Annotated in this window: 12 protein-coding genes and 7 pseudogenes; all 19 read left to right on the plus strand. The window is 59.0% G+C overall.

The window, feature by feature from the left end; translation table 11 throughout:
- Nucleotides 1-201: 201 nt before the first annotated feature.
- The 19 genes and pseudogenes from QA642_RS39350 (at nucleotide 202) to QA642_RS39445 (ending at nucleotide 23,801) form a co-directional block, all read left to right on the plus strand.
- Nucleotides 202-1,308, plus strand: a complete 1,107-nt coding sequence (locus QA642_RS39350; RefSeq protein ID WP_283081679.1) for an ABC transporter substrate-binding protein — start codon at nucleotides 202-204, stop codon at nucleotides 1,306-1,308.
- Between the two features lie 95 nt (nucleotides 1,309-1,403).
- Entirely contained in the window at nucleotides 1,404-2,483 is a 1,080-nt protein-coding gene (locus QA642_RS39355) for an ABC transporter ATP-binding protein (RefSeq protein ID WP_283081680.1), read from the plus strand.
- 8 nt (nucleotides 2,484-2,491) lie between these two features.
- Nucleotides 2,492-3,394, plus strand: a complete 903-nt coding sequence (locus QA642_RS39360) for an ABC transporter permease (protein WP_283081681.1) — start codon at nucleotides 2,492-2,494, stop codon at nucleotides 3,392-3,394.
- Entirely contained in the window at nucleotides 3,391-4,200 is an 810-nt protein-coding gene (locus QA642_RS39365) for an ABC transporter permease (protein WP_283081682.1), read from the plus strand. Before QA642_RS39360 ends, QA642_RS39365 begins: the two co-directional genes overlap by 4 nt.
- Nucleotides 4,201-4,724: 524 nt before the next feature.
- Nucleotides 4,725-5,588: an amidohydrolase family protein gene (locus QA642_RS39370; protein WP_283081683.1), complete on the plus strand. Its 864-nt coding sequence runs from the start codon at nucleotides 4,725-4,727 to the stop codon at nucleotides 5,586-5,588.
- A 386-nt stretch (nucleotides 5,589-5,974) separates the two neighbouring features.
- A pseudogene (locus QA642_RS39375) lies at nucleotides 5,975-6,830 on the plus strand (IS5 family transposase); the annotation flags it as partial.
- Nucleotides 6,831-6,904: 74 nt separating this feature from the next.
- Nucleotides 6,905-7,918, plus strand: a pseudogene (locus QA642_RS39380) (IS110 family transposase).
- A 309-nt stretch (nucleotides 7,919-8,227) separates the two neighbouring features.
- Nucleotides 8,228-8,635: pseudogene (locus QA642_RS39385) on the plus strand (IS5/IS1182 family transposase); the annotation flags it as partial.
- A gap of 1,797 nt (nucleotides 8,636-10,432) precedes the next feature.
- Entirely contained in the window at nucleotides 10,433-10,840 is a 408-nt protein-coding gene (locus QA642_RS39390) for a hypothetical protein (RefSeq protein WP_283081684.1), read from the plus strand.
- A gap of 167 nt (nucleotides 10,841-11,007) precedes the next feature.
- A pseudogene (locus QA642_RS39395) lies at nucleotides 11,008-11,562 on the plus strand (CoA transferase).
- 1,280 nt (nucleotides 11,563-12,842) lie between these two features.
- Nucleotides 12,843-13,838: a biotin synthase BioB gene (bioB, locus tag QA642_RS39400; protein ID WP_283081685.1), complete on the plus strand. Its 996-nt coding sequence runs from the start codon at nucleotides 12,843-12,845 to the stop codon at nucleotides 13,836-13,838.
- Between the two features lie 55 nt (nucleotides 13,839-13,893).
- Nucleotides 13,894-14,070, plus strand: coding sequence for a hypothetical protein (locus QA642_RS39405; protein WP_283081686.1), 177 nt, complete (start codon nucleotides 13,894-13,896; stop codon nucleotides 14,068-14,070).
- 74 nt (nucleotides 14,071-14,144) lie between these two features.
- A pseudogene (locus QA642_RS39410) lies at nucleotides 14,145-15,303 on the plus strand (8-amino-7-oxononanoate synthase).
- A gap of 572 nt (nucleotides 15,304-15,875) precedes the next feature.
- Nucleotides 15,876-17,072, plus strand: a pseudogene (locus tag QA642_RS39420) (adenosylmethionine--8-amino-7-oxononanoate transaminase).
- 448 nt (nucleotides 17,073-17,520) lie between these two features.
- Nucleotides 17,521-18,399 carry an SDR family NAD(P)-dependent oxidoreductase gene (locus QA642_RS39425; protein WP_283081687.1) on the plus strand — a complete coding sequence of 293 codons (879 nt, stop codon included), beginning with the start codon at nucleotides 17,521-17,523 and terminating at the stop codon, nucleotides 18,397-18,399.
- A gap of 538 nt (nucleotides 18,400-18,937) precedes the next feature.
- Nucleotides 18,938-19,168: a hypothetical protein gene (locus tag QA642_RS39430; protein WP_283081688.1), complete on the plus strand. Its 231-nt coding sequence runs from the start codon at nucleotides 18,938-18,940 to the stop codon at nucleotides 19,166-19,168.
- A gap of 2,112 nt (nucleotides 19,169-21,280) precedes the next feature.
- A pseudogene (locus QA642_RS39435) lies at nucleotides 21,281-21,671 on the plus strand (hypothetical protein); the annotation flags it as partial.
- An 80-nt stretch (nucleotides 21,672-21,751) separates the two neighbouring features.
- Entirely contained in the window at nucleotides 21,752-22,573 is an 822-nt protein-coding gene (locus tag QA642_RS39440; RefSeq protein WP_283081689.1) for an SDR family oxidoreductase, read from the plus strand.
- A gap of 211 nt (nucleotides 22,574-22,784) precedes the next feature.
- On the plus strand, nucleotides 22,785-23,801 hold the full coding sequence (locus QA642_RS39445; RefSeq protein ID WP_283081690.1) for a thiamine pyrophosphate-dependent dehydrogenase E1 component subunit alpha: 1,017 nt from the start codon (nucleotides 22,785-22,787) through the stop codon (nucleotides 23,799-23,801).

The raw sequence follows: 23,801 nt of genomic DNA on the forward strand, positions 1-23,801 counted from the left end.
ATCATACGATAAGGACGCGAAAGGCGATCTACTCCCGCAGGAGAGAATGTACTGTCGTGACGAACCGGATGACAAGCGGGCCTCGACGATCGAGGGTGATCGCGACGTATCCTTGAACTCATCTTGCTGTCATGGCTAGGAGAGCCCCAATGTCCCAGGCCGATCCACGGAAGTTGCAATGACGAGTGGCAGGAGGGTTTCATGGACAAACACCCAATACGGGCTATCAGTCGCCGCCGCGCTGCCGGCCTGATCGTTGCCGGAGCCGCAGCGCCCTTTGTAATTCGCCCGGCGAGCGCCCAATTGGTATTGCCCGAGCAGACGACCGTACCGGACATTCTGAAAGGCTCGGGAGAGGTTCGCGTCGCTGAATGGGGGGGCACGACGCAGGAGGCAGAGCAGAAGGCATATTTTGAGCCTTTCGAGAAAGCGACAGGCATCAAGGTTCGGGTCTTCCCTGCAAGCACGGCAAAAATCAAGCCGATGGTCGAAACCGGCAATGTCGAATGGGACGTGATCCACACCGGCCGCACCACGATCGCGAAGCTGATGAAGGCGGGCGATTATTTCGAGAGGATCGACTACTCATTGATCGACGACGGCGTGCCCAAGGAACATCGCCTCGAATATGGTGTGGAGATGCAGATATGGGCCCAAGTGATGGCCTACAGCACCGACGCTTTCAAAGGCGCCGCACCTGTGAGCTGGGCCGATTTCTGGGACACCGAGAAGTTCCCCGGCGATCGTGCGATGTTCGGCATCGGGGACGTTCCCCCGGAGATGGAATTCGCTCTGATGGCTGCCGGAGTGCCCGCCGACAAGATCTATCCAATCGATGTCGATAAGGCCCTGGCAAGCTATGACAAGATAAAGAAGAGCGTCGTTAAATGGTGGCAGACCGGCGCCCAGCCGACGCAGATGCTAACTGATCGCGAGGTCGTCATGACTACCGTCTGGAACGCTCGCATGATGGCTCTGCAGGAGCAAGGCGTACCAGCGGCGATCTGCTGGAACCAGGGAATGTTGAATTCCGATGCTTGGGGCATCCTCAAGGGCGCCAAGAACAAGGCAAACGCCATGAAGTTCGTGGCCTATGCGACCATGCCAATTCCGCAGGCGCGCTTCGCGCTCTCCACTCCCTATGGCGTTACCAATGTCGGCGCTAATAACTACATTCCTCCACTGCGGTTAGCGATGCTGCCGAGCGCACCTGAAAACAAGAAGCAGATGCTCGTCCACAATATGGACTGGTGGATCGACAACGGCGACATGGCTCAGGCCAAATTCAACAAGTGGCTGCTGGGCTAGTGCGCTCTTTGTCATCCGCAACGTAACGGCGCCTTAAGCAGGATTCTATGGAGCAAACATTAAGTTCCCGCGTCTTCGCTCAAGACGATGATCCTATGCGCGGCGCTTCGGTATCTTTGACCGACTTGACGAAGACTTACGCCCGCTCCACGGCTGTGGCCGGGGTGTCGCTTGACATCTGCTCGGGCGAGTTTCTTACGCTATTGGGCCCCAGCGGTTCTGGCAAAACGACCACGCTCATGATGATCGCTGGCTTTGAGGTTCCCAGCACTGGGGACATCGCCATTGACGGGGTGTCGGTGGTCGAAAAGGCACCCTACCATCGCAATATCGGCATGGTATTCCAAAACTATGCGCTCTTTCCGCACATGACCGTGGCCCAGAACATCGGCTTTCCCCTGAAGCAGCGCGGCGTACCAAAGGCGGAGCGGGCGAGACTGGTCGGCGAGGCGCTTGAGATGGTGCGCCTGCCGGGCTATGGCGCGCGCTATCCGCGCCAGCTGTCCGGCGGTCAACAGCAGCGCGTGGCAGTTGCGCGCGCTATCGTCTTCAAGCCGCGCCTGCTCTTGATGGACGAGCCACTGGGCGCGCTCGACAAGCAGCTGCGCGAGACCCTCCAGTTCGAGATGCGCCGGCTGCATGCCGATCTCGGCATCACATTTATCTACGTCACGCACGACCAGGAAGAAGCGCTGACCATGTCGGATCGCGTCGCGGTCATGAACGAGGGCAAGATAGCGCAGGTCGGCCGGCCGGAGGATCTGTACGACCGTCCCTGCGATCGCTTCGTCGCAGGTTTCATCGGAGAGTCCAACTTTCTGCCAGCTGTCGTGTGCGGCCTCGAAGACGGCGTCGTTGTCGCAGAATGCAACGGCGTCCTAGTGCGGGCTGTCTCCTCCGTACGGCCGGCCACCGGCAGCAAGGTTACATTGACGACCAGGCCCGAACGCCTGCGCTTCGCGGACACGCCTGACGAGTCGGAGTCCGGCGTTAACCGGATGAGCGTTACCGTGGGCGAGGCCGTTTTCGCCGGCGAGCGTTGCCGCTTTGTGCTGAAGACCAATGATGGGACCACAATGGTGCTCAAGGAGCCCTCAAGTGCAGCGATCCGGCGCCGAGCGGTTGGTGAGCGTACAGAGATCGCGTGGTCGGTCGCGGACACGGTTCTTGTGTAAGGCGAGCAATGGCTGAGGTGATCACGGTTCCACCCCCGCCTGTCCTGCTCGGACGCAGGCAACCGCACCGGCGGCATCGCGCACTCGAGTGGCGCATTCCGTTGCTGCTCGCGACCCCACTGCTGCTGTACATGCTGGCGTTCTACGCTGTGCCGGTCGTATCGATGCTGCTGCGCAGTCTCAACGATCCTACCTGGTCGTTTGATCACTACACGGCCCTGCCAAGGGATGTGGTCTTCCTCAAGGTTTTCTGGGTTACGCTCAAAACCTCTCTTGTAGTAACGTTCGCCACGCTGGCGCTCGGCTATCCAGTGGCCCTGGCGCTGTCTCGCGCTCGCTCGAGCGCACCCCTTATCCTGGTCGTCATCGTCTTGCCTTTCTGGACCTCCGTCCTCGTGCGCAGTTATGCCTGGATGGTGCTGCTGGGCCGTCACGGCCTGATCAACGAGGCTCTGCTGGCACTCGAGCTAATCGCGCAACCGATCCGGCTACTTAACACGACGCTTGCAACTGAGATCGCTATGACGCACATCCTGTTGCCCTACATGATTCTGCCGATCGCCAATGCGCTCCGGCAGATCGACCCGTCGCTGGCGCGCGCAGCCGCGGGACTCGGCGCCACGCCATGGGGCACATTCCGGCAGGTCATCCTGCCCTTATCAATGCCCGGCGCGGCCGCTGGCGTGGTGCTGGTGTTTGTACTGGCGCTTGGGTTCTATATCACGCCCGCTATGTTGGGCGACTCGCGCGACGTCACGCTCTCGATGTTGATCGCTCAGCAGGTCGAACAGTTCAATTGGGGCTATTCGGCGGCGCTGTCCGTTGTCCTACTCGCGACCGCGCTCGGCCTCCTTGCTGTTGCACAGCGCCTGCCGGGCGTCGGCAACGCCTTTCGGATGAATCTGCGATGAGCGCCGCGCTGAACTTGGCGACCCGCCTGCTGCCGACGACGATCGTAGGGCTAATCCTGCTATTCCTCGCCTTCCCGATCCTCGTGGTGTTCGTATTGTCATTCTCATCGGCGAACTACCTCACCTTCCCACCGCCAGCCTTCAGCTTTAAATGGTACCGAGCCTACTTCGGCAACACCGACTGGCTGGACTCAACCTGGCTCAGCATCTGGATCGCCGCTTGCGTTGTGCTGTTGTCGACAACGCTCGGGACACTGTCTGCGATAGGTATCACACGCCTGCCGCGCGCTCTACAGGTTGTCGCGACCAGTCTCATCCTATCTCCGTTGATCGTGCCAGTGATCGTAGTGGCGATCGGGATCTATTACACATTCTCTCGCTATGGCCTCGTTGGCACGCCGATTGCGATCGTGCTGGCGCACACCTGCCTCGCCGTACCGTTCGTGGTGACCAGCGTCGGCGCCAGCCTAGCCGGCATCGACCGCAGACTTGAACAAGCGGCACTTAGTCTGGGCGCCACGCCCGCCGGCACGTTCTGGCAGGTGACTTTGCCGCTAATCCGGCCGGGCGTTCTCGTCGGCGCGTTGTTCGCGTTTATCACCTCCTTCGACGAGGTGGTCGTTGCACTGTTTCTGTCAGGATCGGGCGCGGTCACGTTGCCACGGCGCATGTGGGACGATGTGCGCTTGGAGATTAATCCAACGATTGCGGCGGTATCGACGCTCACAATCTTTCTAGCAGCTGTGCTCCTCGCCACTGCGCATATTCTGCGCAAACGCACCGAGCAGCTGCGAACCTTGAACTAACCGAATCTTGGTGCCAGCGGGCGACGAAGACTAGAAAGTCCGCGCTCCTCGCGCGCCTCCGGGCATAAAAAGAATGTAGTCGAAGAAGAACCAAGACTCATTCGAACGTAAGAGCTGACATCACTCGTGGCGACTTTTAGGCTTACCTACTCGGAGAACGAAAACCTGAAGCTGCACAATACCGCAGCGAAGCCGATCGGCAGTTGCTGACCAACTTGGCATCACCGACGGGCTATCGCAAATCATTCGCGGCCAGGAAGTCGAAACCGCAAAGGTCCATGTATGAGGTGTGTCGAAACATGGCCAGGTTAGCGCACTACAGACCCAAACAGAGGATCCGCAGCCTGATACCAAGGCGGGTTGCATGCGGGGCGCGCATTTGCGTTTGAGCCGGGCCACTTCGCTGCGAGACAGTAGCGGACGCTGACATTGCGCGATCGCGCTGATCCTGCGGCACGCATGTACCCGATCCAGCCGGCTCAAGTGGAGATGGTGGTCGTCCTTCCATAACGACGGAATAATGAATGAACAACTCATCAACCAATTGCAATGGGTCAATCCTCCAGCAAGCCGGGGCCGCTGTCGATTGCCATGTCCACGTATTCGACTCAAGTCGAGACGTCGCATCGCCGCGCTTTCCTCACCCCGAAGAGCCGGCCTCGGTTGCTCAACTCGAGCTTGTCGGTACGTCTTGCAACATTCAACGCTACGTGCTGACCCAGCCGAGCTTTCTCGGGTTCGACAATAGCCATCTGTTGAAAGAGCTGGCACTTCGGCCGCAGAACTTGCGCGGCGTTGTTTGGCTCGACGCCGATACAGATCCTGCAGCGCTTCCGGGGCTGGCTGCTTCCGGAGTGGCCGGTCTGCGCTTCCCGATGTTTTATTCTCGTGAGATGCCTGACTGGGATGCCTACGCCGATCTGGTGTCCGCCGCCGCCTCCTGCGGCATTCATGTTGAACTCGGTCTGCACGGGAGCGAGCTCATCAAAGCTCTACATTTTGTACTTAAGCGAAGTGCGAAAGTTGTTCTCGCTCATCTCGGCATGTTCGATTCCGAGGCTGGACCAGAGAGTGATCCCAGCTTCGGAGCGTTGCTGGATGCCGCCGCAACCCGTCAAGTCTGGGTCAAACTCTCGGCGCCCTATCGCACGACCGCCTTACACGCGGCCCGCGCATGTGAATGCCTCATCTCAACTCTCGGCCCGGAACGTCTGGTCTGGGGATCCGACTGGCCGCATATTGGTGCCCCTCTCGACCGCCGCGCCGCCTATGCCGAAACCATGCATTGGCTTCATCGCTGTGTTCCCGAGGCTGATCTCAGACGTAAAATTCTCGAAACATCGCCGGCCACACTCTATCACTTCGCTCTACCTGCGGGAGCCGAATAGCTAGCTTTCCATATGTTCGCCGCCGCCGAATAGACCCATTGCGCTACGCGCGACGCGGCCCGGACGCGCTTGGCGGCAATCTGTTGCGCAAGTTCTCCTCCTTTGCGCAAAGCTATATACTCGTCGCTACTGCTGCAGAAATTTGCAAAGAGCACCCTATTCTTGAGGGCGCGTGCCGGCGTGTATGAGGAGTTCATCGCCAAGACGTTTGTCTTGGCGCGAACGCGTCGTGGTTGGATTGTCGTCCGTGTGGAATCGTAATCTGGCAGACCGGCTTTTTTGCGATTGCAGGGTGTTGATGCTTCGGGGATCGGAACCTTGCAATTTCATTTTCAGGATTCCGTCGAATCGCCAGTCATGATTCCCTCCTCGCATCGGAGGGGGCGATGCGGCCGAAGAAGCAGAAGGCGATGGGATCGGGCGATCTGTTCCGGGCCAGACTGGACCAGATCATCAATATGAAGCACGAGCTGGTTCAGCTCGCCGGCAGGGTCGACTGGGACTGGATCGACGGGGAGATCGCGCCGCTCTACAGCGAGAACGGCCGGCCGGGCATCGCGACCCGCTTCGTGATTGGGCTGCTGCTGCTCAAGCAGATTTACGGCCTGTCCGACGAGGGGGTGTGCGAGCGCTGGGTCCACGACCCGTATTTCCAGTACTTCACCGGCGAAGAGTTCTTCCAGCATTCATTGCCGCACGAGCGCTCGGATTTGAGCCACTGGCGCAAGCGGCTCGGCGACAAGCTGGAGCTGCTGCTGGCCGAGAGCCTGCGGGTGGCGCACGAAGCCGGTGCGTTACGCAGCCAGGACCTCAAGCGTGTCACGGTCGATACCACCGTGCAGCTGAAGGCGATCACCTTCCCGACCGATGCCAAGCTGCTGCACGCAGCGATCAAGGGGCTCAACCACATGGCGAGAAAGCACGGGGTCAAGCTGCGTCAGTCCTATCTGCGCGTCGCCAAGACCGCGGCAATGATGGCGGGACGCTACGCCCATGCCAAGCAATTCAGGCGGCATCAGCGGGAGTTGCGCATCCTGCGCAGCCGGCTGGGCCGGATCATCCGCGATATCGGCCGCAAGATCGAAGGTCGAGCTGTGCTCGAGAACGCCTTCGTCCTCCCGCTCAGCCGGGACTTCGCAGATCCGCTCGCAACAGCAGCGTCAGCGGGGCTGGAAGCTTTATTCCTTCCACGCCCGGGAGGTGGAGTGCATCGGCAAGGGCAAGGCTGCCGCGCCTTACGAGTTAATGGCATGGACCACGCCCGCTCTCAGCGGCAACGTGCAGCCCGGCGGGGGGCAGCAGCAGGAGCGCAAGCCATGTCGAATACGAACCTTGTCACAATCGGCATCAATCTCGGGAAGAACACATTCCACGTCGTCGGTCTCGATGCCACAGGCGCAATTACGCTACGCAAGAAGCGGTCGAGAAATCAGCTTGACCAGTCGCTGGGCAATATTCCGCGTTGTCTGATCGGAATGGAGGCGTGTGCAGGCGCACATCCTCTGGGGCGCAGGCTCGAGAAATTAGGCCATTAAGTACGGCTCTTGCCGGCGCAGTACGTCAAACCATACCTCAAGGGTCACAAAAATGACTTTCGGGATGCTGAAGCGATCGCCGAGGCCGCTCAGCGGCCGACAATGCGGTTCGTTCCAGTGAAGTCAGCCGAACAACTTGATTTACAGGCACTACACAGAGTTCGCAGTCGATTGGTGACGCAGAGAACGGCGGTCATCAATCAAATCCGGGGCTTTTTGCTTGAGCGAGGGCTACCAGTGCGGCAGGGAGCGGCAGCACTCCGACTGGCACTTCCTCAGATTCTCTCAGCGCCAAACGACAACTTATCGCCTCGCGTGATCCAGCTCATTCAGGACTTGGCCGAGGACTGGCGCTATCTCGACCGACGGGTCGCGTCAATGACGAAAGAAATCGACGAACTCGCTGATCAAGATCCACACTGTCGCCGCCTAATGAGTGCGCCCGGCGTCGGGCCGATCATCTCAAGCGCGATGGTCGCCGCCATCGGAACCGGTGATGCCTTCCATAAAGGCCGAGACTTTGCAGCATGGCTTGGTCTGGTACCAAAGCAAATCTCGACCGGCGATCGAACCATTCTCGGGCGCATATCGAGGCGCGGTAATCGGTACCTGCGAACGCTGTTTATTCAAGGTGCCAGAGCCGTACTTCTGCAGCGTCAGAGTTGGCCTCGGCATGGCTTCGCAGCCTGGTTAGAGGCAGCGTCGAAGCGGCTCCACTCCAATGTCTTGGTTGTTGCCCTGGCCGCAAAACTTGCGCGCATGGCCTGGAGCATGCTCGCAAAGGGCCGTGACTAAGACGCCAACCTCCTGGGCCGCACCGCATAAGAAACAGGGCCGGAAAGGAAAATCCAAGGTCGGGATCAGAAGGCACAATAACCCGCCGAGGTTTGCGAGACGGAAAGGACGAATGGAGAAACGGTTCCACCGACACTCCTGAAGCCTGGTTCGACTCCATGGCCCTTCTTGAGGCCGGCGAGTTATTGAGGACAGAAGTGAGCGGATATCCATGATGGCTCGGGGCAACAGCCCCAAATTGAAACCGGATAGATTGGCGCAAACCGCTTCATCCCTTTGTCGATTCCTCTTGCAACGCGGGCGTGGTCCAAAGCCTCCATCGTCACCAACAACCGCCGTGCTCCCGGCGGCCTGTTCGTGCTGCACGCCAGGGCGCTACCCGATAACCCATATGATGGTCACACCTTGCGGGACGTCATCGACCGCACCGAGACACTCACCGGCTGCGCGATCGAGCGGGCCGACGTCGACAACGGATACCGCGGCCACGACGCACAAAATCCCCGCCGCATCTTCATCTCCGGCCAGAAGCGCGGCGTCTTTGGGGTCATCAAGCGCGAGCTGCGCCGCCGCTCCGCCATCGAACCCATCATCGGACACCTGAAGACCGATGGTCACCTCGGCCGCTGCTACCTCAAAGGCCGCGCCGGCGATGCGGCCAACGTCATCCTCTCGGCCGTCGGCCACAACTTCCGCCGCATCCCCGCCTGGCTGAGAGCTTTTTGGCGCCTGATCCTGACCACCCTCATCGCAGCCACCCGCGACCGCTCACCGCTGAAATCGAGTGCTTAACGGACGACTGGATTGTCTACCCTCTGCGGGACCGGAGTAGCGGATAATACATTTGAATCCCCTTGAAGCGAAATCCACAATATCTCCATTGCTTGCAAATGGGAGATCGCCTTGGTGCCCGATGCCGCTACCACCGCGCTCCTCGCGCCGTCCTCGATGAGGTTTACCAGAATCTATCGCGGGAGGCCACCGCGCGTCGCCTCGAGGATTTTGGAAGCCGCCAGCAGAGGTGAGATTACGCCCAAGGGCCTCAAGCAAATCGGTTGCAGCCCTTTCCGAAACGCCGACGATATGGCGGTAGGCCCGAAGGAATTGATGTTCAGATGAACTTCCAGGTCGCAGTCCTGATTTTGGTAAGCTATGCGCGGATGGGTTCGGCTCGATGGCGGAGCTTAAGCGCGACATGGCCATATTCGCAACGAGCACGCGAGTTGATGGGCGCACCAGGAGATTGGCCGCGTGCACCGAATCTCGACCTTTTCTCAACCGTTCGTTGAGCGAAGAAACAGTGGCTGGCGTATCCCGAGAAGGGACGAGCGGTCCTCCAATTCATCGAAACGCGGCCGTGGGGAAATCCGATGGGAGAAGTGGCGGCCGCCGGGCGGCGAAGCCATGATACCTCAATTGCCTCCTCTTGAAGTGGGCTCCCCTAAAGGGCCGTGATCGTGCGCATCGCTAGTCTTCAAATTGGCATCGCCGAGCTGCCCATGGCGATCGTACCGGCGTCCACGGCGCACAAGAGAAGACGATTGAAGCGTTATTGTCTGGTGTTGATCGGCAGCCCCCGGAAGATCGAACGACAAGGTTTGGCATCTGGCCAATCTTTTCATCCGAGGCTTACCCAAAAAAATGGTATAATGAGACGATGATGCATTGGCAGTAAGTAACCAAAACTGGGCCACAACGGTGACGGTCGAGAACGTGCAGTAGGCGTATACAAGCTATCCCGGGCCGCAGTAGTGCGGGCGATGGCGTCGGCTGTGGACGCGACAGAAGCCGTTTGGGGGCTGCTGATCCGCTTCGACGGCCCATATGGCCCGGCGTCGACGTCGGAAACAGGATCGTTATATTGCAGGATTTTCTGCAGTGTTGGGTCGATCTTCGTGCTCTTTAGGCATAAGCTCGCCTTAGATTTGCTTTGAGCGCTGTTGGACGGCGATAATCACCGTAGGTTGCTCCCAAGCTCCGAGCAGCTGGAGCGTGAAAGAATGTCGTGGGCGCACATGCGGCGACGGAGCTAATGCTTTGGCTTACTGCTCCGGCGGCTGTTCCAAACAATTCCGGTGCTGTTCATCGTTACCGGTGATCTTCGGCATGCTGCAGACGATTCCCGGCCATTCGGCGCGCGCTTTCGTTGGCCCCGGCGAGTTGTTGGACGAGCAGCAGCTCAATGTCATTCGCAAGGAACATAGTTTCCATCGCCGGTCGTTCTTCAACAGGCGCTCAGGCTCGGCAAGATCGTGCAAGGTGACATCGGCCGCTCGATACAGACCAATCGTCGAGTGGCCGGCGATCTGGCGGAGCGGCCCAGGTCACTCTCGGCTTTGGAATGATGGGTGCGCTGCTCGCGCTTGTGCTCTCGCTGCCAGTGGGCATCGCGTCCGCGATTTGTCGCGGACGATTTGCTGATCATGTTGCCACAGTACTCTCCGTCGGCGCCCTTGCCATCCCAGGCTTCTGGCTCGGAATTATCACGATCCCGCTGTTCGATGTGCAACTACGATGGCTGATATTCACCTTGTTGAGCGAGACGCGCCGCTAGAGCGGTACGGCATCAACCGCTTCTCGTCGAATGGTCCAGTTGGCATCTACCCTTGCAAGGAAGGCTCGGTTGGCATCGGTTGGCATTACTGCGACAACGCCGGATCATTGGAAATTGCTGTGCGTCGCCTAAAGATGGAGAGAGAAAGGGCCGAGGAAAAGCTCGCGACGAGAGAGCTGCGGTTTAAACGGCTCGATGAAGTCGAGCAGGCAATGATTCGTGCTCTGAGCGCGGGAACAGCTCTGCTGTGGGCCGAACTTGGCCGCCGGGTGCGGATCGTCGTCCTGTCGGACGCCGCCGGAATTCTGAGCCATCCGATCCTTGCGGCGCGAGAGTCGCAACCCTTTCCACGCGCGGCGGCCAGTTAAGGGTGCCTCGCACGCCCTCCGGTCTCAGCAAAACGCCGACGAGCAGAACACTCAACGCAGTGGACGGCGAGGAAATCGCTCTACCGCCGTCGTCCGCTCCTTCACCAGAAGGCCGAGCCGCTCAGAATGACTTGTCATTATCCGGCCTCACTGTTGTTGATTTCACCATGAAGTGGGCCGGACCGCTGGCGAGCCGGTTGCTCGCTGACCTTGGCGCGGAGGTTCTGAAAGTTGAGGCCGGCCGCTATCGCGATTGGTGGCGAGAGATGAATTGGACGCCGGAATATATCGCGAAGCAATATGAAGACTCCAAGCACTACTGCGCGCTCAATCGCGGCAAGCGTCGCATCAGCCTCGATCTCAAGAACGCTGCAGGTAAGAAGCTAGCGCTCGCGCTTGTCGTCAGGGGCGATGCTGTCATCGAGAAGCAGGCTGCCGGCGTGATGGACAAGTTAGGCCTCGGTACGGCGATCTCGTCACGGTAAATCCCAACGTCGTCATGACTTCAGATGTCGGCGTTCGGAATCGGCAAAGCCTGGTCAGACACGCGTGCATACGGTTCAACATTGGAACAAGGATCCGGACTGCCCCATTGCATAGGCAATTCCGGTACACCGCCGTCGATGGCGCACCTAGCCTGCGGCGATCCGGTCGGCGGGCTCTACGGCTGTGGGGCGCTCCTTACGGCGCTTGTCCACAAACGCCATGCCGGCGAGGGATAATACGTCAATCTCGGCTTGGTCGATTTCATGCTGCAGTTCACCACGCCGGCCTTACTGCGATATCAAGCCGCTCCCAACGCTCCGCTGCGGGCGGGGGAACAGGCATCCGCACTTTGCGCCGCACGGCATCTACCTGTGCGCGGGGGAGGACCGTTGGCTTGCCATCTCTGTTGACAGCACGGAGGCGTTCGCTAGCCTAGCGCGCGTGATCGGGCGCAGCGAATCGATCGGCGATGCCGCATTCGACTCGGCTGCATCGCGAAAGCACCATCATGATGATATCGATGCTGCTATCTCAGCCTCGACGAAAATGCAGGAGCCGCATGAAGCGGATGCGAGACTCCAAAGGGTTGATGTTGCGGCGGCGCCCGCCTTGCACACCGAGGACATCGTTCAAAGTCCACACCTCATCGCAGCCGGGCTTCTTCATCGATCCGCGGTATTTCAGGACCGCAGCGCCAAGCAGGTGTTGCTATCACGCAAGAAGGCAATCGTCCCGAGGCTCACACCCCGGCGCCACTACTCGGTGAGCACAGCTGGCTGGTTCTTGAGCGGTATCTCGGGATCGAGCGCGCGGCCTATGAAACGTTGGTGAATGACGGCGTTATCACGTTCGCTCCAACGTCCCTTCGAAGCATGCTGCAGCAACCAGACGATAAACGTTCACCTAAGTTCGCGAAGAGCGGAGTCCTCGTTTGAGCTCGACGGAACGCAACTGATTTGATAAGTGCAGTGCGCGTCGGCACCTGTTGCTCACAACACCCGCGGCATCCTGGAGGTCGAGCTGCGTCTCGTGCTTCAGCAACATCAGCTGGATCCTTTGCCCGCTTGATCGCCTCTGCATCTCATCGATCTCTTTTGTGTTCAGAGAGATCCGCGCGTACTTCGGCGGTTCAGGCTCACCTCTTGGGCCAGTGCTTTGAGGTGTGGCCTAGAACAGTGCACTCCATGGTGGGCTCCATCATGCCCTCTCGGGTAATCTTCGCAGGAGGACGGCGCTTTCACACTAACCGGCCAAGCTGCGGCTATTCTCGCCCGAGCACTGGAATCGCGAGATTGTCTCGGTTCTCTCCTTATAGTCCGGCGCACTTGACGTAAAAGGAAGCGAGCTGTTCCATACATATCGCTTATGACGCAGCGTCGAAATCTGCCGCGGCGCCCCTCCATTTGCATATTTTCTGCAATTGCGGAGGATTTCCGCTGTCTTTAGATGTCGATGCGCTCTTATGCTCAGCTAGCTCCTGCGATCTGATCAATCTGTCGTAACACGAATAAGTCGAATGATGCCTGCTGTGAAGACTGAAGGGAACGGGAGCGGCAGCAGGGCGCCGGTCCGTAGCGACTGGGAGCGCTCCGAGGCCAAAGCGCTCTATGGCCTGCCATTTGCCGACCTGATGTTTCAGGCGCAGAGCATTCATCGCGCGAACTTCGATCCAAACTACATCGAGACTGCAAGCCTGCTCAGCATCAAGACGGGCGGCTGTCCAGAAGACTGCGGCTACTGCTCGCAGAGCGCGCATTACGACACCGGCTTGAAAGCAACCCGCCTGATGGATCGCGACGATGTGATAGCCACTGCGCAAAGCGCCAAAGATGCTGGCGCGAGTCGCTTTTGCATGGCCGCGGCTTGGCGGAGTCCAAAGGACCGCGATCTTGATCAGGTTTGCGACATGATTGCCGCAGTCAAGCGGCTCGGCATGGAAACCTGTGTCACGCTCGGTATGTTGACGCCTAAACAGGCCGCGCGGCTCTCCAAGGCTGGGCTCGACTTCTATAATCACAACATCGACACCTCTCCAGAGTTCTACGGCAGGATCATCACCACCCGCACCCTGCAGGATCGCATCGACACGCTTGCGCATGTCCGCGAGGCGGGCATCAAGGTCTGCTGTGGCGGCATTATCGGTATGGGAGAGCGTGCCGAGGACCGCCTGGGCATGCTGGTGCTTCTTGCCAATCTTCCCAACCATCCGGAAAGCGTGCCGATCAACCTGTGGAACAAAGTTAACGGCGTGCCGGTCAATGACACTGCGGAACGTCCCGATCCGATCGCTCTGGTGCGGTTAGTTGCTACCGCACGGATCATGATGCCGAAGACCGTAGTGCGCTTGTCTGCCGGACGGCAGTATATGACCGATGAACTCCAAGCGCTGTGCTTCCTGGCCGGCGCGAATTCGCTCTTCATTGGCGATGTGCTATTGACGACCAACAATCCGGAGCGTGATCGCGACGCGCACTTGCTGCACCGGCTAGGCATTACCTCAGGGCTTGGGTGATGAAGCGCCTAGGATCCTGCGGACCCACAGCTTGGCTCGGACGCAAATCGCGCTCATGAACGGCAATGTCCATCGCACTTCCATAACCGACCCCAATCTGAACTGTGAGATCTCCATGTTTGGCGGCAAAATCATCATCGTGGGATATGCCTTATTCGAAGAGGAATATGCCAAGCCGTTCATTCCGCGCGTCGTACTTGTCGACTGGGAGACTCAAATATCGCGGGCGTGAAATTCTGAGGACCGAAGCTGACGCTTCGCAATTAATGAAGCTTTGCGTGATTGGGGTCCGTTCCGGGAGAAATAATGAAGACAAGTCATGCGGCCAAAGGCGGCGACTATGTCGCGGCTTTGCGTGCTCTGAAAGAAGCTGACCGGCTGCGCGGCCTCAAGCCGCGCGCGGGGATTGATTTTGTCTCGAACGATTATCTGGCGCTCGCGACTGCGCCGCGTATCAAGAACGCTATCTCAGCCGCGCTTGAGGCAGGCACCCCCATCGGAGCCGGCGGGTCGCGGCTTTTGCGCGGCAATTGTGAGGAGCACGAAAAGCTCGAAGCTCAAGCGGCTCGGTTCTTCGGAGCGGAGACGGCCCTCTTCTTTGGCGGCGGTTATGTTGCAAATTTCGCCGTCTTAACAACCGCTGCCACAGCGGGATGACTTGCTCGTCCTCGATGCCCTCGTGCACGCAAGTGTACATGAAGGTGCGCGAGCCGGTCGGGCCGAGTTTCGGATCAGCGAACATAATGATCGTCAGTCGGTCGAGAGCACGATTTGCGAATGGCGCGCGAACGGCGGCATTGGGCGCGTTTGGATCGTGGTCGAAAGCCTGTACAGCATGGATGGCGATTTCGCGCCACTCAAGGATCTGGTGGCTATCGGCTGACCGTTACGACGCGTTGTTCCTGATGATTGACGAGGCTCATGCCACAGGCGTTTACGGCGAGTACGGACGAGGACTCACGGCGCCCTACGAGAAGCGCGAATGTCCTAGTGGTTCACACCTGCGGCAAGGCGCTGGGCGCTGCTGGCGCACTCGTTACGACCACACGAGTGCTACGCGACTTCTTGGTAAATCGCTGCCGTCCATTCATCTTCGCCACTGGCTGTCGCCGTGCGAGAGGCACTCTTGATTCTACGAGAGGAACCTGAGCGGCAACAGCAACTGGCCAGCCTTGTCGCGTTTGCGCATCGGGAGATCCGCGTACGCGGTCTGCGGACTCCTTCGGGCTCGCAGATCATCCCCTACGTCGTTGGAGAGAATGCCCGTGCAATGGGCCTGGCATCCGCGTTGCAGGCTCGCGGCTTCGATATCCGCGGGATCCGGCCGCCAACGGTGCCAGCGGGCACGTCCCGCCTCCGGATTTCAGTCACGCTCAATGTCGGGGAGGACGAGGTCCGTTCAATGCTAGATGCTCTGAAAAAGGAGACGACGAACTGGTCTCAGTCAGCCGGTGCATCGTGGTGACCGGCACAAATACCGCAGTTGGAAGAACGGTCTTTTCTGCCGGTTTCGCCAAGCTCCTCGGCGCGAACTATTGGAACCGGTTCAGGCTGGCTCCGACCGAGAGACAGATATCCAGCTCGTCGCACGGTTGGGACGTCTCCCATCTTTCACCTAACGGAGTTCGGATCGACGCAGATTCGCTCCAGCTCCCGAATACTCGGAAACGGCCGCTCGTGATCGAAGGCGCAGGGAGCTAATGGTGCCGCGGACGCAAAGTATTCTTTACATTGACGCTATTCGAGGGATGGCGGCTTCCGATTGTGCCTTGTGCGAGCACGACTCGGCGCAGTGATTTACTCTCGACTTTCGATGGAAGCTCTGCGAAGGCGCCAGTTCAGAAATCGTGGAATGGCATTCATTGGCGAACGAAATGTCGACATTGAGAGGGCCATTTGCGAGATTGGAGCCGTACGTCGGTTGGGACGTTCGCCTTGGCTTTCTCCTCGCACCGCAGACGCGCTGCAGGCGCTTTCAGCGAATCGACGAAGTCGCCGATCTGGCATCCGTTTACGCAGCACGCGCTTCAGGACGATATGACGAAGATTGTGCGTGGCGATGGTGCTTACCTGTACACTGCGGATGGAGCTAGTATCATTGATGCGATCTCATCGTGGTGGGTCGTGACGAATGGTCATTGCCACCCACGAATTTTGAACGCAATTCAAGATCAGCCAAGCAGACCCAACCAGATCATCTTTGCCGGGTACACTCATGATCCGGTCGACGAAGTCGCGACGCAACTTCTGAAACTTACGCCCGATGGGCTTGAGCATGTCTTTTTCTCCGAAAGTGGTTCCACGTCCGTGGAAGTTGCTCTAAAAATGGCGCTCGGCTAGTGGCATAATGTCGGCAAGCGTCGAACGCGCATTGTCGTAATGGAACATTCCTATCCCGGCGACACGATTGGGGCGATGTCGGTCCGTTCCCGCGGCGTGTTCAACGTGGCGTGCGGGCCCCTGCTCTTCGACGTTGGCACAATTCCGTTCCCGACGAAGGGTCAAGAGCAGGCAAGTCGATGCGCTCGACTCCATTTGCTGAAAAGAAAGGCCAGCCGCCTTTATAGTTGAGCCGCTGATATTGGGGGCGGGCGGAATGCTGATGTACCCAGCCTGGGTGCTAAGACAAATGAAGCAGATCTGCGAGGCCTCGGACGTTCTGTTGATTGCCGACGAGGTCATGACGGGATGGGGCGCACCGTTACACCGTTCGCCCGCGAGCAAGCCAATGTCACGCCCGATACCGCCTGCTATTCCAAAGGTCTCACGGGTGGGGCGCTCCCTCGTGCGGTGACACTCTGCCGTGCGGATATTTTCGGCGCGCATTACTGGAAAGATCGTACGCGTACGTTCTTTCATTCGAGTTCATATATCGCCAATCCAGTAGCCTGCGCCGCCGCAACGGCGAACCTGGATCTCTGGCGGGACCAAGACACTCGTGAGCGTGTAGGGTTGGTCGCCGCAATGCAAGAACAGGCACTGGAGCCATTCCGCACCGACTCGCGCTTTGAAATGTTCGTCGGACCGAGACCATCACAGCGCTCGATCCGAAAACGGCCGATCCGGGTCATCTAGCGGGCATCGGCCCCGAAGCTTGGAGCCGTCTTCAAGGACCGAACTCTGCTGCTGCGGCCGCTTGGCAATACGATTTACGTGATGCCGCCGTATTGTGTCACGGCGGCAGACCTGGCTGGAATCTACGCCGCGATTAATGACGCTGCCGACACTGTGTAGCCGATCTTGTATCGGCTAGCTGTCTGAGGTTTCAGAATCGACTTGCCGGATGAACTCCTGCGCTAAAACGTGAAATTAGTCCGAAATGCGCAAATCTCGACAAAAGCGGGCCGATTTTCCTCCCTTGGATAGAGGTACCTTCCGTTGCTGGCGAGTGCTAGGAGGGCGCAACGGGTCAGCCGAAGTGAGCAGACGCGGCAACAAACGTGGCCGGATGACAAATTGCGACGCGATGGTTGACTAAGCGAGTCTCAGCATCACGAATGTGTCCCATGAAAATGCAACGCCACAGCTTCGGCCTTAGACGCGGCAAGGCCTTCTCATGGGAGCAACACGCGAACTCCTGTCTTCTATTATCTGGAAGGCGAGAGCAGGTGAGCAAGGAATGACTTAGGATGCATCGGTAGCGCCGCGCGCGTTCATGATGCAGGCATTTGGAGAGCACAGGATGGGATTGTTGGACGGCAAGGTAGCGATCATCACCGGGGCAGGCGGCGGTCTGGGCGAGGCTTATGCGACGCTGTTCGCCAAAGAGGGCGCGGCCGTCGTCGTCAATGACCTCGGCAGCTCGGTCGACGGTTCGGGCGCTAGCGGCGCGGCTGAAAAGGTAGCGGCTAAGATCATAGCGGCCGGCGGACGGGCCGTGGCCAATAGCGATGACGTATCCACAGTGGCCGGAGGTGAGAATATCCTCAGAACCACGATCGAGGCATTCGGCCAAGTTGACATCCTGATCTGCAATGCAGGAATCCTGCGGGACCGGACATTTGCCAAGACCTCGGAGGAGGATTGGGATCTCGTCGTCAAGGTTCATCTGAAGGGGGCCTACTGTTGCTCGCTACCCGTTTGGAACTGGCTCAAAGATAACCGTCGACCAGGCGTGATCATTATGACGTCCTCAACGTCAGGGCTTTTCGGGAATTTCGGCCAAGCAAACTACGGAGCGGCCAAGGCGGGTATCTATGGCCTGATAAGAGTTCTCTCCATCGAGGGTCGCAAATATGGCATCCGCGTTATGGGCGTGGCGCCGAACGCGGTCACTCGCATGTGGGCGGACGTTCCAGGCATCCGAGAGGGCGAACCCGATCCCATCTTGCGTCCCGAGAATGTCGCTCCTGGCGTGCTCTTCATGGCGTCCGACTTGGCGGCGAACCATTCGGGCAAGGTCCTCGCCGTATCGGGAGAAGAGATCGCTGAAATTAAGATGCTGATGCCTGAGGGCTTCCATCCTAAAGGACCGTACACAGCGCAGGACGTGGCGGCTCGTGCGTCTTCGGTATTCTTTCCGGCAGATATGAAGCGGATCCCATCGAAGGCCTCGGGGTAGGAAAAAATGAGCGCTGGCCGAGTCGGTCAAGGAGGGTCCGATGGAGCAATTGCGCGTTTGGTTGAACCGAAGGGGGGATTCCGGGACGGGCCGGTTTGTGATCCAAGATGCTGGCTGGGGTGGAGGCCCGCATCAAATGGGCCGCCCTTTCTCCCCTGGATTCGCGTGAGCGCAACGACCTACGGCCGCGATGCAACTAAGCCGCGACTTTCTCCACATCAGACGCTTGGAGCAACCCTGGCGTCCGCAACGAGGCGTTCGAGGCCTTTCCGCCGCGGACCCTCGCCATGATGCGATCACCTCATCTGGCCGTCGCCGGTCGAGGTGGTTGCGATCTCCTTCCAGAGCGCGTGGATGTCGCAGCGCCGATACGCCGTCTCGACTGCGCATGGTACCCGCCGGCGGATTAGCGACCGGGTTCGGCGATTAAGCCGCAGTAGCTCCTCGTTCTTACAGAAATTCCTTAAGCTCAGCGAATTTTCAACGCGTTAATTGGGTGCTCTTTACAAATTACGACCAATTGGGGAGAGGAAAAGGCATGATTGTCGTGCGTGTTCTTGCGGCCGCGTGTGGTCTGCTCGCGCTCAATGCAATGGTCTCTGCAGAAACCAAGGATACGCTTGTCGCTGCGCTTGGGGCGGAAGCCACAATGCTTGATCCAAAAAGGTACTCCGCCGGCGTCGATCACTACTTCATCGGGCAAATGTTTGAGCAGCTGATCCGCTTCGATCCGGACCTGAAGATGGTCAACTGGCTGGCCGAATCCTGAGCGATCGAGGGAATGTCGGACAACCCGATCATCGGCGGGCATTTCCGACAGGCGCCTTGGCGCGAGATCTTTGGATCCCTGAGCCGCTCGTAGGGGAATTCGAACTCACCCGAGGTCAATGATTGCCGTTGCGGAACTTGCCCCCTTTACGGATGGTGCAGGCGGGCGTTCCCATCACTCGATCCTGTTCGCGCTATCCAAACTTCCTCGTCGACCTGTCCTACAGCATCATCGATCTAAGGATCCCGCCCGTGAGTGCAATCTCGGCACCAACTCTTGTTACTGCCGTGGGGGACACGACCCGCGGACGTTTCTGATCCGTTTCCGGCTGAAGGGCAGGTCGTGGATTCCGATTCTGATCCTGTTGCTGATCATTGCCGCAGCTATCGGGGCGGAGACAACACCCAACGCCCTGAACCTGGCGTTTCGGCCGCCGTGCTGACAAGCTCGCGGCAGCTACGGATATTTGCTCTCACCGACAATCTCGGTCGAGACGTCTTCTCGTACATCATCGCCGGCTCGCGGGTATCCGCTATCGTCGCCCTCTAGCGATCGTATCATCGCGGGATACTTCGGATACTTCGGCAGCATCATTTGATGCAGTGATCATCCGCATTGCCGAAATCATGATGGCGATCCCCCGGTCCCGCGCTAATAGCGCTGACCTTTTCCGCAGCAATGGATCCCGGTCTTTCCGCGGTCGTCATCGTTATCATGCTCACCTATTAAACCTGGCAGCGCCGCATCATCTGCAGCGAGATCCTGTCGTTGCGCGAGCGGGATTACGTGGCATTCGCCAAAGTCGCCCGCTCACGATCGTCTTCCGGCACCTCCTGCCAAACAGCTTCAACTCACTTCGGGTTCTGACGAGGCGGCCGATCGGCCGGGCGGTGAACTTCGGCGGCAAGAGCCTCGGCAGGATGTCAAGGCACGAGACTAAGGCGCTCCTTCGGGATCCGTACGCCTCCCTTAAGCCGTGCTTAACGGTGCGCAGATCATACGGAGCCGACTACGAGCGCGACCACGCGAGGTTGAACGCACGATTGACCGAGCTTCTGGAGGCCGTCGAGCTGTCGCCATCCGCCGCTGACCTCTGCCTGCACGAATTCTCCGGCGGACAGCGGCAGCGTAACGTCATTGCGCGTGCTCTCAATCCGCTCATCATCTTCACGATGGACCGCTCGCGGCGCTCGACGTGTCGGTCCTCGGCGCAGCTAGCGAAGACCAGATCCCACCCTCACCAAATCCACATGCGACGTATTCATAGAGTCGTGCTGCAATATTAGTCTGGCGGATGCGACCCGGTACTGATCTGGTTTCCGCGGCCGAGTGACAATGAATCCCGTACTCGCCGACCTGTCGTGCTCAGCGCGTCGTCGCGACCGATACACGTGCCGTGATCAATACATGACAAAGATCGACTGACGCGGCCGTCAGTCTTGCTTCGGCCGCGAACTATCTTAGTTCGCATTCCTGTTTGACCCGTTCGACGTTCGGGCGCTGCCGCCATTACGACCTTGGTGTGATCCAGAACGGGTTCGCGACGTTTGGACGCACTGGGCTAGACCTTGCAACGGAAGAGCCATGCGCGCCTTCGAATATGGCGAGGGAGCGTACGACTGCAGGACTATACGGCTCGAATGGCGTTCGCTCTGCGTGAGCAAAAAAATATAGGCTGCACGCAGAACTGTCAGCAGTTTCGAGCTTAAGGGCGAAAGGCCGATCGCTCAATCTCGCGAGAAGCTCTTGCCGCGCGGTCATGAATTCCACGGCGCTAGACTAGGGGAGATCGGTTTCAAAGCCGGTGCTTGCGATTGTCAGCTCCGCCTGCAAGTTTGGGTAGCTTGAGCTGTTCTTCGAGGAGTTATAACCCGTATCGGGTACTCGCTAGAAGACGCCGAACTTCAATTCGCACGAGCGTATCATATCGGTCGATCAAGCCCGGAGTTAATGTCGTGCTCGTGACAAAGAAAGCGGGCGCGCGGCCGAATCGAAATCAGAATTGCGGCGAAGCATTGGAGAAATGTGGCTTAGGGGCAATGCAAGTTAGCGTAATCCGATAGTGGGCTGTATGCAGGTAGCCGTTGGGGCAATCGACCACATGGAGGGATCATGAACGGTTCGGAAAGTCTGGCGAGAATGCTGGTTGCGGGCAAGGTGGACGTGTTTTTCACCAATCCCGGTACTTCGGATATGCACTCCGTATCCGCGCTCGATCGCTTCGAGAGCGTGACCGGTCTGTTCGACGGCCTCGTGACCGGTGCCGCCGACGGCGACCACCGCATAAAGGGAGCGCCTGCGTCGATGCGACAATGGGATTGCCAATCTTCATACCACCAGGAAGGGCAAGTCCGGTATCGGGTTAGGTGCACACGTCGCCCGACGCGCGATCAGTGGCGCGCGACGGCGCCGCCGCGATAGAGGCGGGGCGGCATCGCCACGGCAGATCGTGATCCTGCGAGCGGACACCGCCTCGAGTGATGTCGACGGCGTCGCTGAAGTCGGCGCGATCTCGCACCAGCCGAGATATCGGCGTCGGCTCGTCGACGGCGTGGCAAAGAATCTCAAACGTTGGGAGTGCACATGTTAGGACGGGTCCAAGGAAAGGTCGCGCTGGTGACGGGCGGCGCGTCGGGCATTGGGGCTGCGATCGTGGAACTGCTGTCGCAGGAGGGCGCGACGGTCGTCGCGACCGACATCAACGAGATGAACGGACCTGAAATCGTCACGCGCCTGAAGAAGGCCGGTCGCGAAGTGAGCTTTCTCGTGCAGGACGTCACAAGTGAGGAGCGCTGGATCGAAGTCGTAGCCGAGATCGGCAAGCGCCATGGTCGGCTCGACGTGATGGTGTCCAATGCGGGGATCGGCATCGGCGTGCCCTCGATTGTCCACATGTCGCTGCAGGATTGGCGCCGGCAGACCGCGATTAATATGGACGGCGTCTTCCTGTCGGTGAAGCATTCTTTGCCGCTGATGCGCAAGCATGGCGGCGGCTCGATCATCATGATGTCGTCGATCGCTGGCCTGCGTGGTTCGGCAAATCTCGCCGGCTACTCCGCGACGAAAGGCGGTGTGCGGCTGTTCGCCAAGTCGATCGCAATGGAGTGCGCGCAAGTTGGCGATGGCATCCGCGTCAATTCTGTGCACCCCGGTATCATCGATACGCCTATCTGGGGCAAGATCCCGACCGGCGCTCCTGGCACCGGCCAGAACGCGCCGATCGGTCCGGAGGAGCGTGCAAGAGTCGTGGCGCCGCTTGGTCGTGCCGGGCAGGCAATCGATATCGCGCAAGGCGTGCTGTATCTAGCCTCGGATGCGTCACGGTATACGACCGGCACCGAACTCGTCATCGACGGCGGCATCAACGCCGGCGGTGTGGTGCGAGCGCAAGCCGCGGCTTGCTAGTGACCTGCCACTGCGTATTTCCTCCAGAAGGAGTTAGAGTCGGGCCCGAAGAAGGACGGACGAATGAATGAGCAAGGTTCACGAAAGAGCAGATTATCGCGGTATTGAAGGCGCATGAGGCTGGGGGCGAAGACCGAATTGAATCAAGAGGACCTGCGGTATGCCGTCCCGGGCGGCATCTTTTACTTCGATATTGGAGCAACTTTGGATCATGCAGTTGAACGGTGATCAGAAACTAGAGGCCTATCGGCTGATGCTGCGCATCCGTCGATTTGAAGAAGAGGGTATGCGCCAGTTCAAAGCTGGGAAGATCCCAGGTTCCTTCCACGCGAGCGTGGGTCAGGAGGCCGCTATCGTCGGGGCATGTCTCCCGCTTCGGGACGATGACGCCGTGACTGGAACTCATCGTTCGCACGGTCATCCGATCGGGAAGGGCGCCCATCTGGACGCGCTCATGGCTGAATTGATGGGAAAGGAGGGCGGCATTTGCAAGGGGCGCGGAGGTTCGATGCACCTTGCAGACAGATCGGTCGGGATCATCAGCGAATCGGCCATCGTGGGAGGGGGCATTCCTCTCGCCACAGGCTGCGCGTTCAGCGCCAAGGTGCGAGGCGTCGATCAGGTTACTCTTTGCTTTTTCGGCGATGGAGCGGTTAACGAGGGCACCTTCCATGAGAGTCTCAACATGGCATCGCTCTGGAAGCTACCGGTCATCTATCTTTGCGAGAACAACGGCTATGCAGTTTCTACCTCGGTAGCGCAAAGCCACGGGCAGCCGGACATCGCGCTGCGGGCGGCGGGCTACGGCATGCCAGGCGTTAAGGTTGACGGGCAGGACGTGAGCGCCGTCTACGAAGCCGCAGCGCAGGCCGTCACGCGAGCACGCGTGGGCGATGGGCCAACTCTCATAGTGGCTGAGACCTATCGGTTCGATGAGCACAGCTTCGGCATGGTGATTTCGGGGCCGCCGTACCGGCCGACCGAAGAAGTCGAGCGATACAAGCGCGAGCGAGATCCGATTGTACTCTATCGCAGCGAGTTGCTGAAACAGGGTGTCGACGACAATATCTTAACAGCGATCGAAGAAGATGTCATCGACGCCGTAAAGCAGGCTGTAGAATTTGCCTTGTCCAGTCCAACGCCTTGTCCGGACACTTTGGCCGACTACATGTTTAGTTCGCCGCTTCCGGACCATTACAGCTCCGTCAATGGGCTGGAGAGGAATTAG

The sequence above is a fragment of the Bradyrhizobium sp. CB2312 genome, assembly GCF_029714425.1.
In the GTDB taxonomy this organism is placed as follows: Bacteria; Pseudomonadota; Alphaproteobacteria; order Rhizobiales; family Xanthobacteraceae; genus Bradyrhizobium.

What these genes read in the sequence shown, in the direction of transcription:
- QA642_RS39425 (WP_283081687.1), top strand. Translation starts at nt 17,521, where the DNA reads ATGGGATTGTTGGACGGCAAGGTAGCGATCATCACCGGGGCAGGCGGC.
- QA642_RS39350 (WP_283081679.1), top strand. Translation starts at nt 202, where the DNA reads ATGGACAAACACCCAATACGGGCTATCAGTCGCCGCCGCGCTGCCGGC.
- bioB (WP_283081685.1), top strand. Translation starts at nt 12,843, where the DNA reads ATGATGCCTGCTGTGAAGACTGAAGGGAACGGGAGCGGCAGCAGGGCG.
- QA642_RS39355 (WP_283081680.1), top strand. Translation starts at nt 1,404, where the DNA reads ATGCGCGGCGCTTCGGTATCTTTGACCGACTTGACGAAGACTTACGCC.
- QA642_RS39445 (WP_283081690.1), top strand. Translation starts at nt 22,785, where the DNA reads ATGCAGTTGAACGGTGATCAGAAACTAGAGGCCTATCGGCTGATGCTG.
- QA642_RS39430 (WP_283081688.1), top strand. Translation starts at nt 18,938, where the DNA reads ATGATTGTCGTGCGTGTTCTTGCGGCCGCGTGTGGTCTGCTCGCGCTC.
- QA642_RS39370 (WP_283081683.1), top strand. Translation starts at nt 4,725, where the DNA reads ATGAACAACTCATCAACCAATTGCAATGGGTCAATCCTCCAGCAAGCC.
- QA642_RS39365 (WP_283081682.1), top strand. Translation starts at nt 3,391, where the DNA reads ATGAGCGCCGCGCTGAACTTGGCGACCCGCCTGCTGCCGACGACGATC.
- QA642_RS39390 (WP_283081684.1), top strand. Translation starts at nt 10,433, where the DNA reads ATGGCTGATATTCACCTTGTTGAGCGAGACGCGCCGCTAGAGCGGTAC.
- QA642_RS39440 (WP_283081689.1), top strand. Translation starts at nt 21,752, where the DNA reads ATGTTAGGACGGGTCCAAGGAAAGGTCGCGCTGGTGACGGGCGGCGCG.
- QA642_RS39360 (WP_283081681.1), top strand. Translation starts at nt 2,492, where the DNA reads ATGGCTGAGGTGATCACGGTTCCACCCCCGCCTGTCCTGCTCGGACGC.
- QA642_RS39405 (WP_283081686.1), top strand. Translation starts at nt 13,894, where the DNA reads ATGAACGGCAATGTCCATCGCACTTCCATAACCGACCCCAATCTGAAC.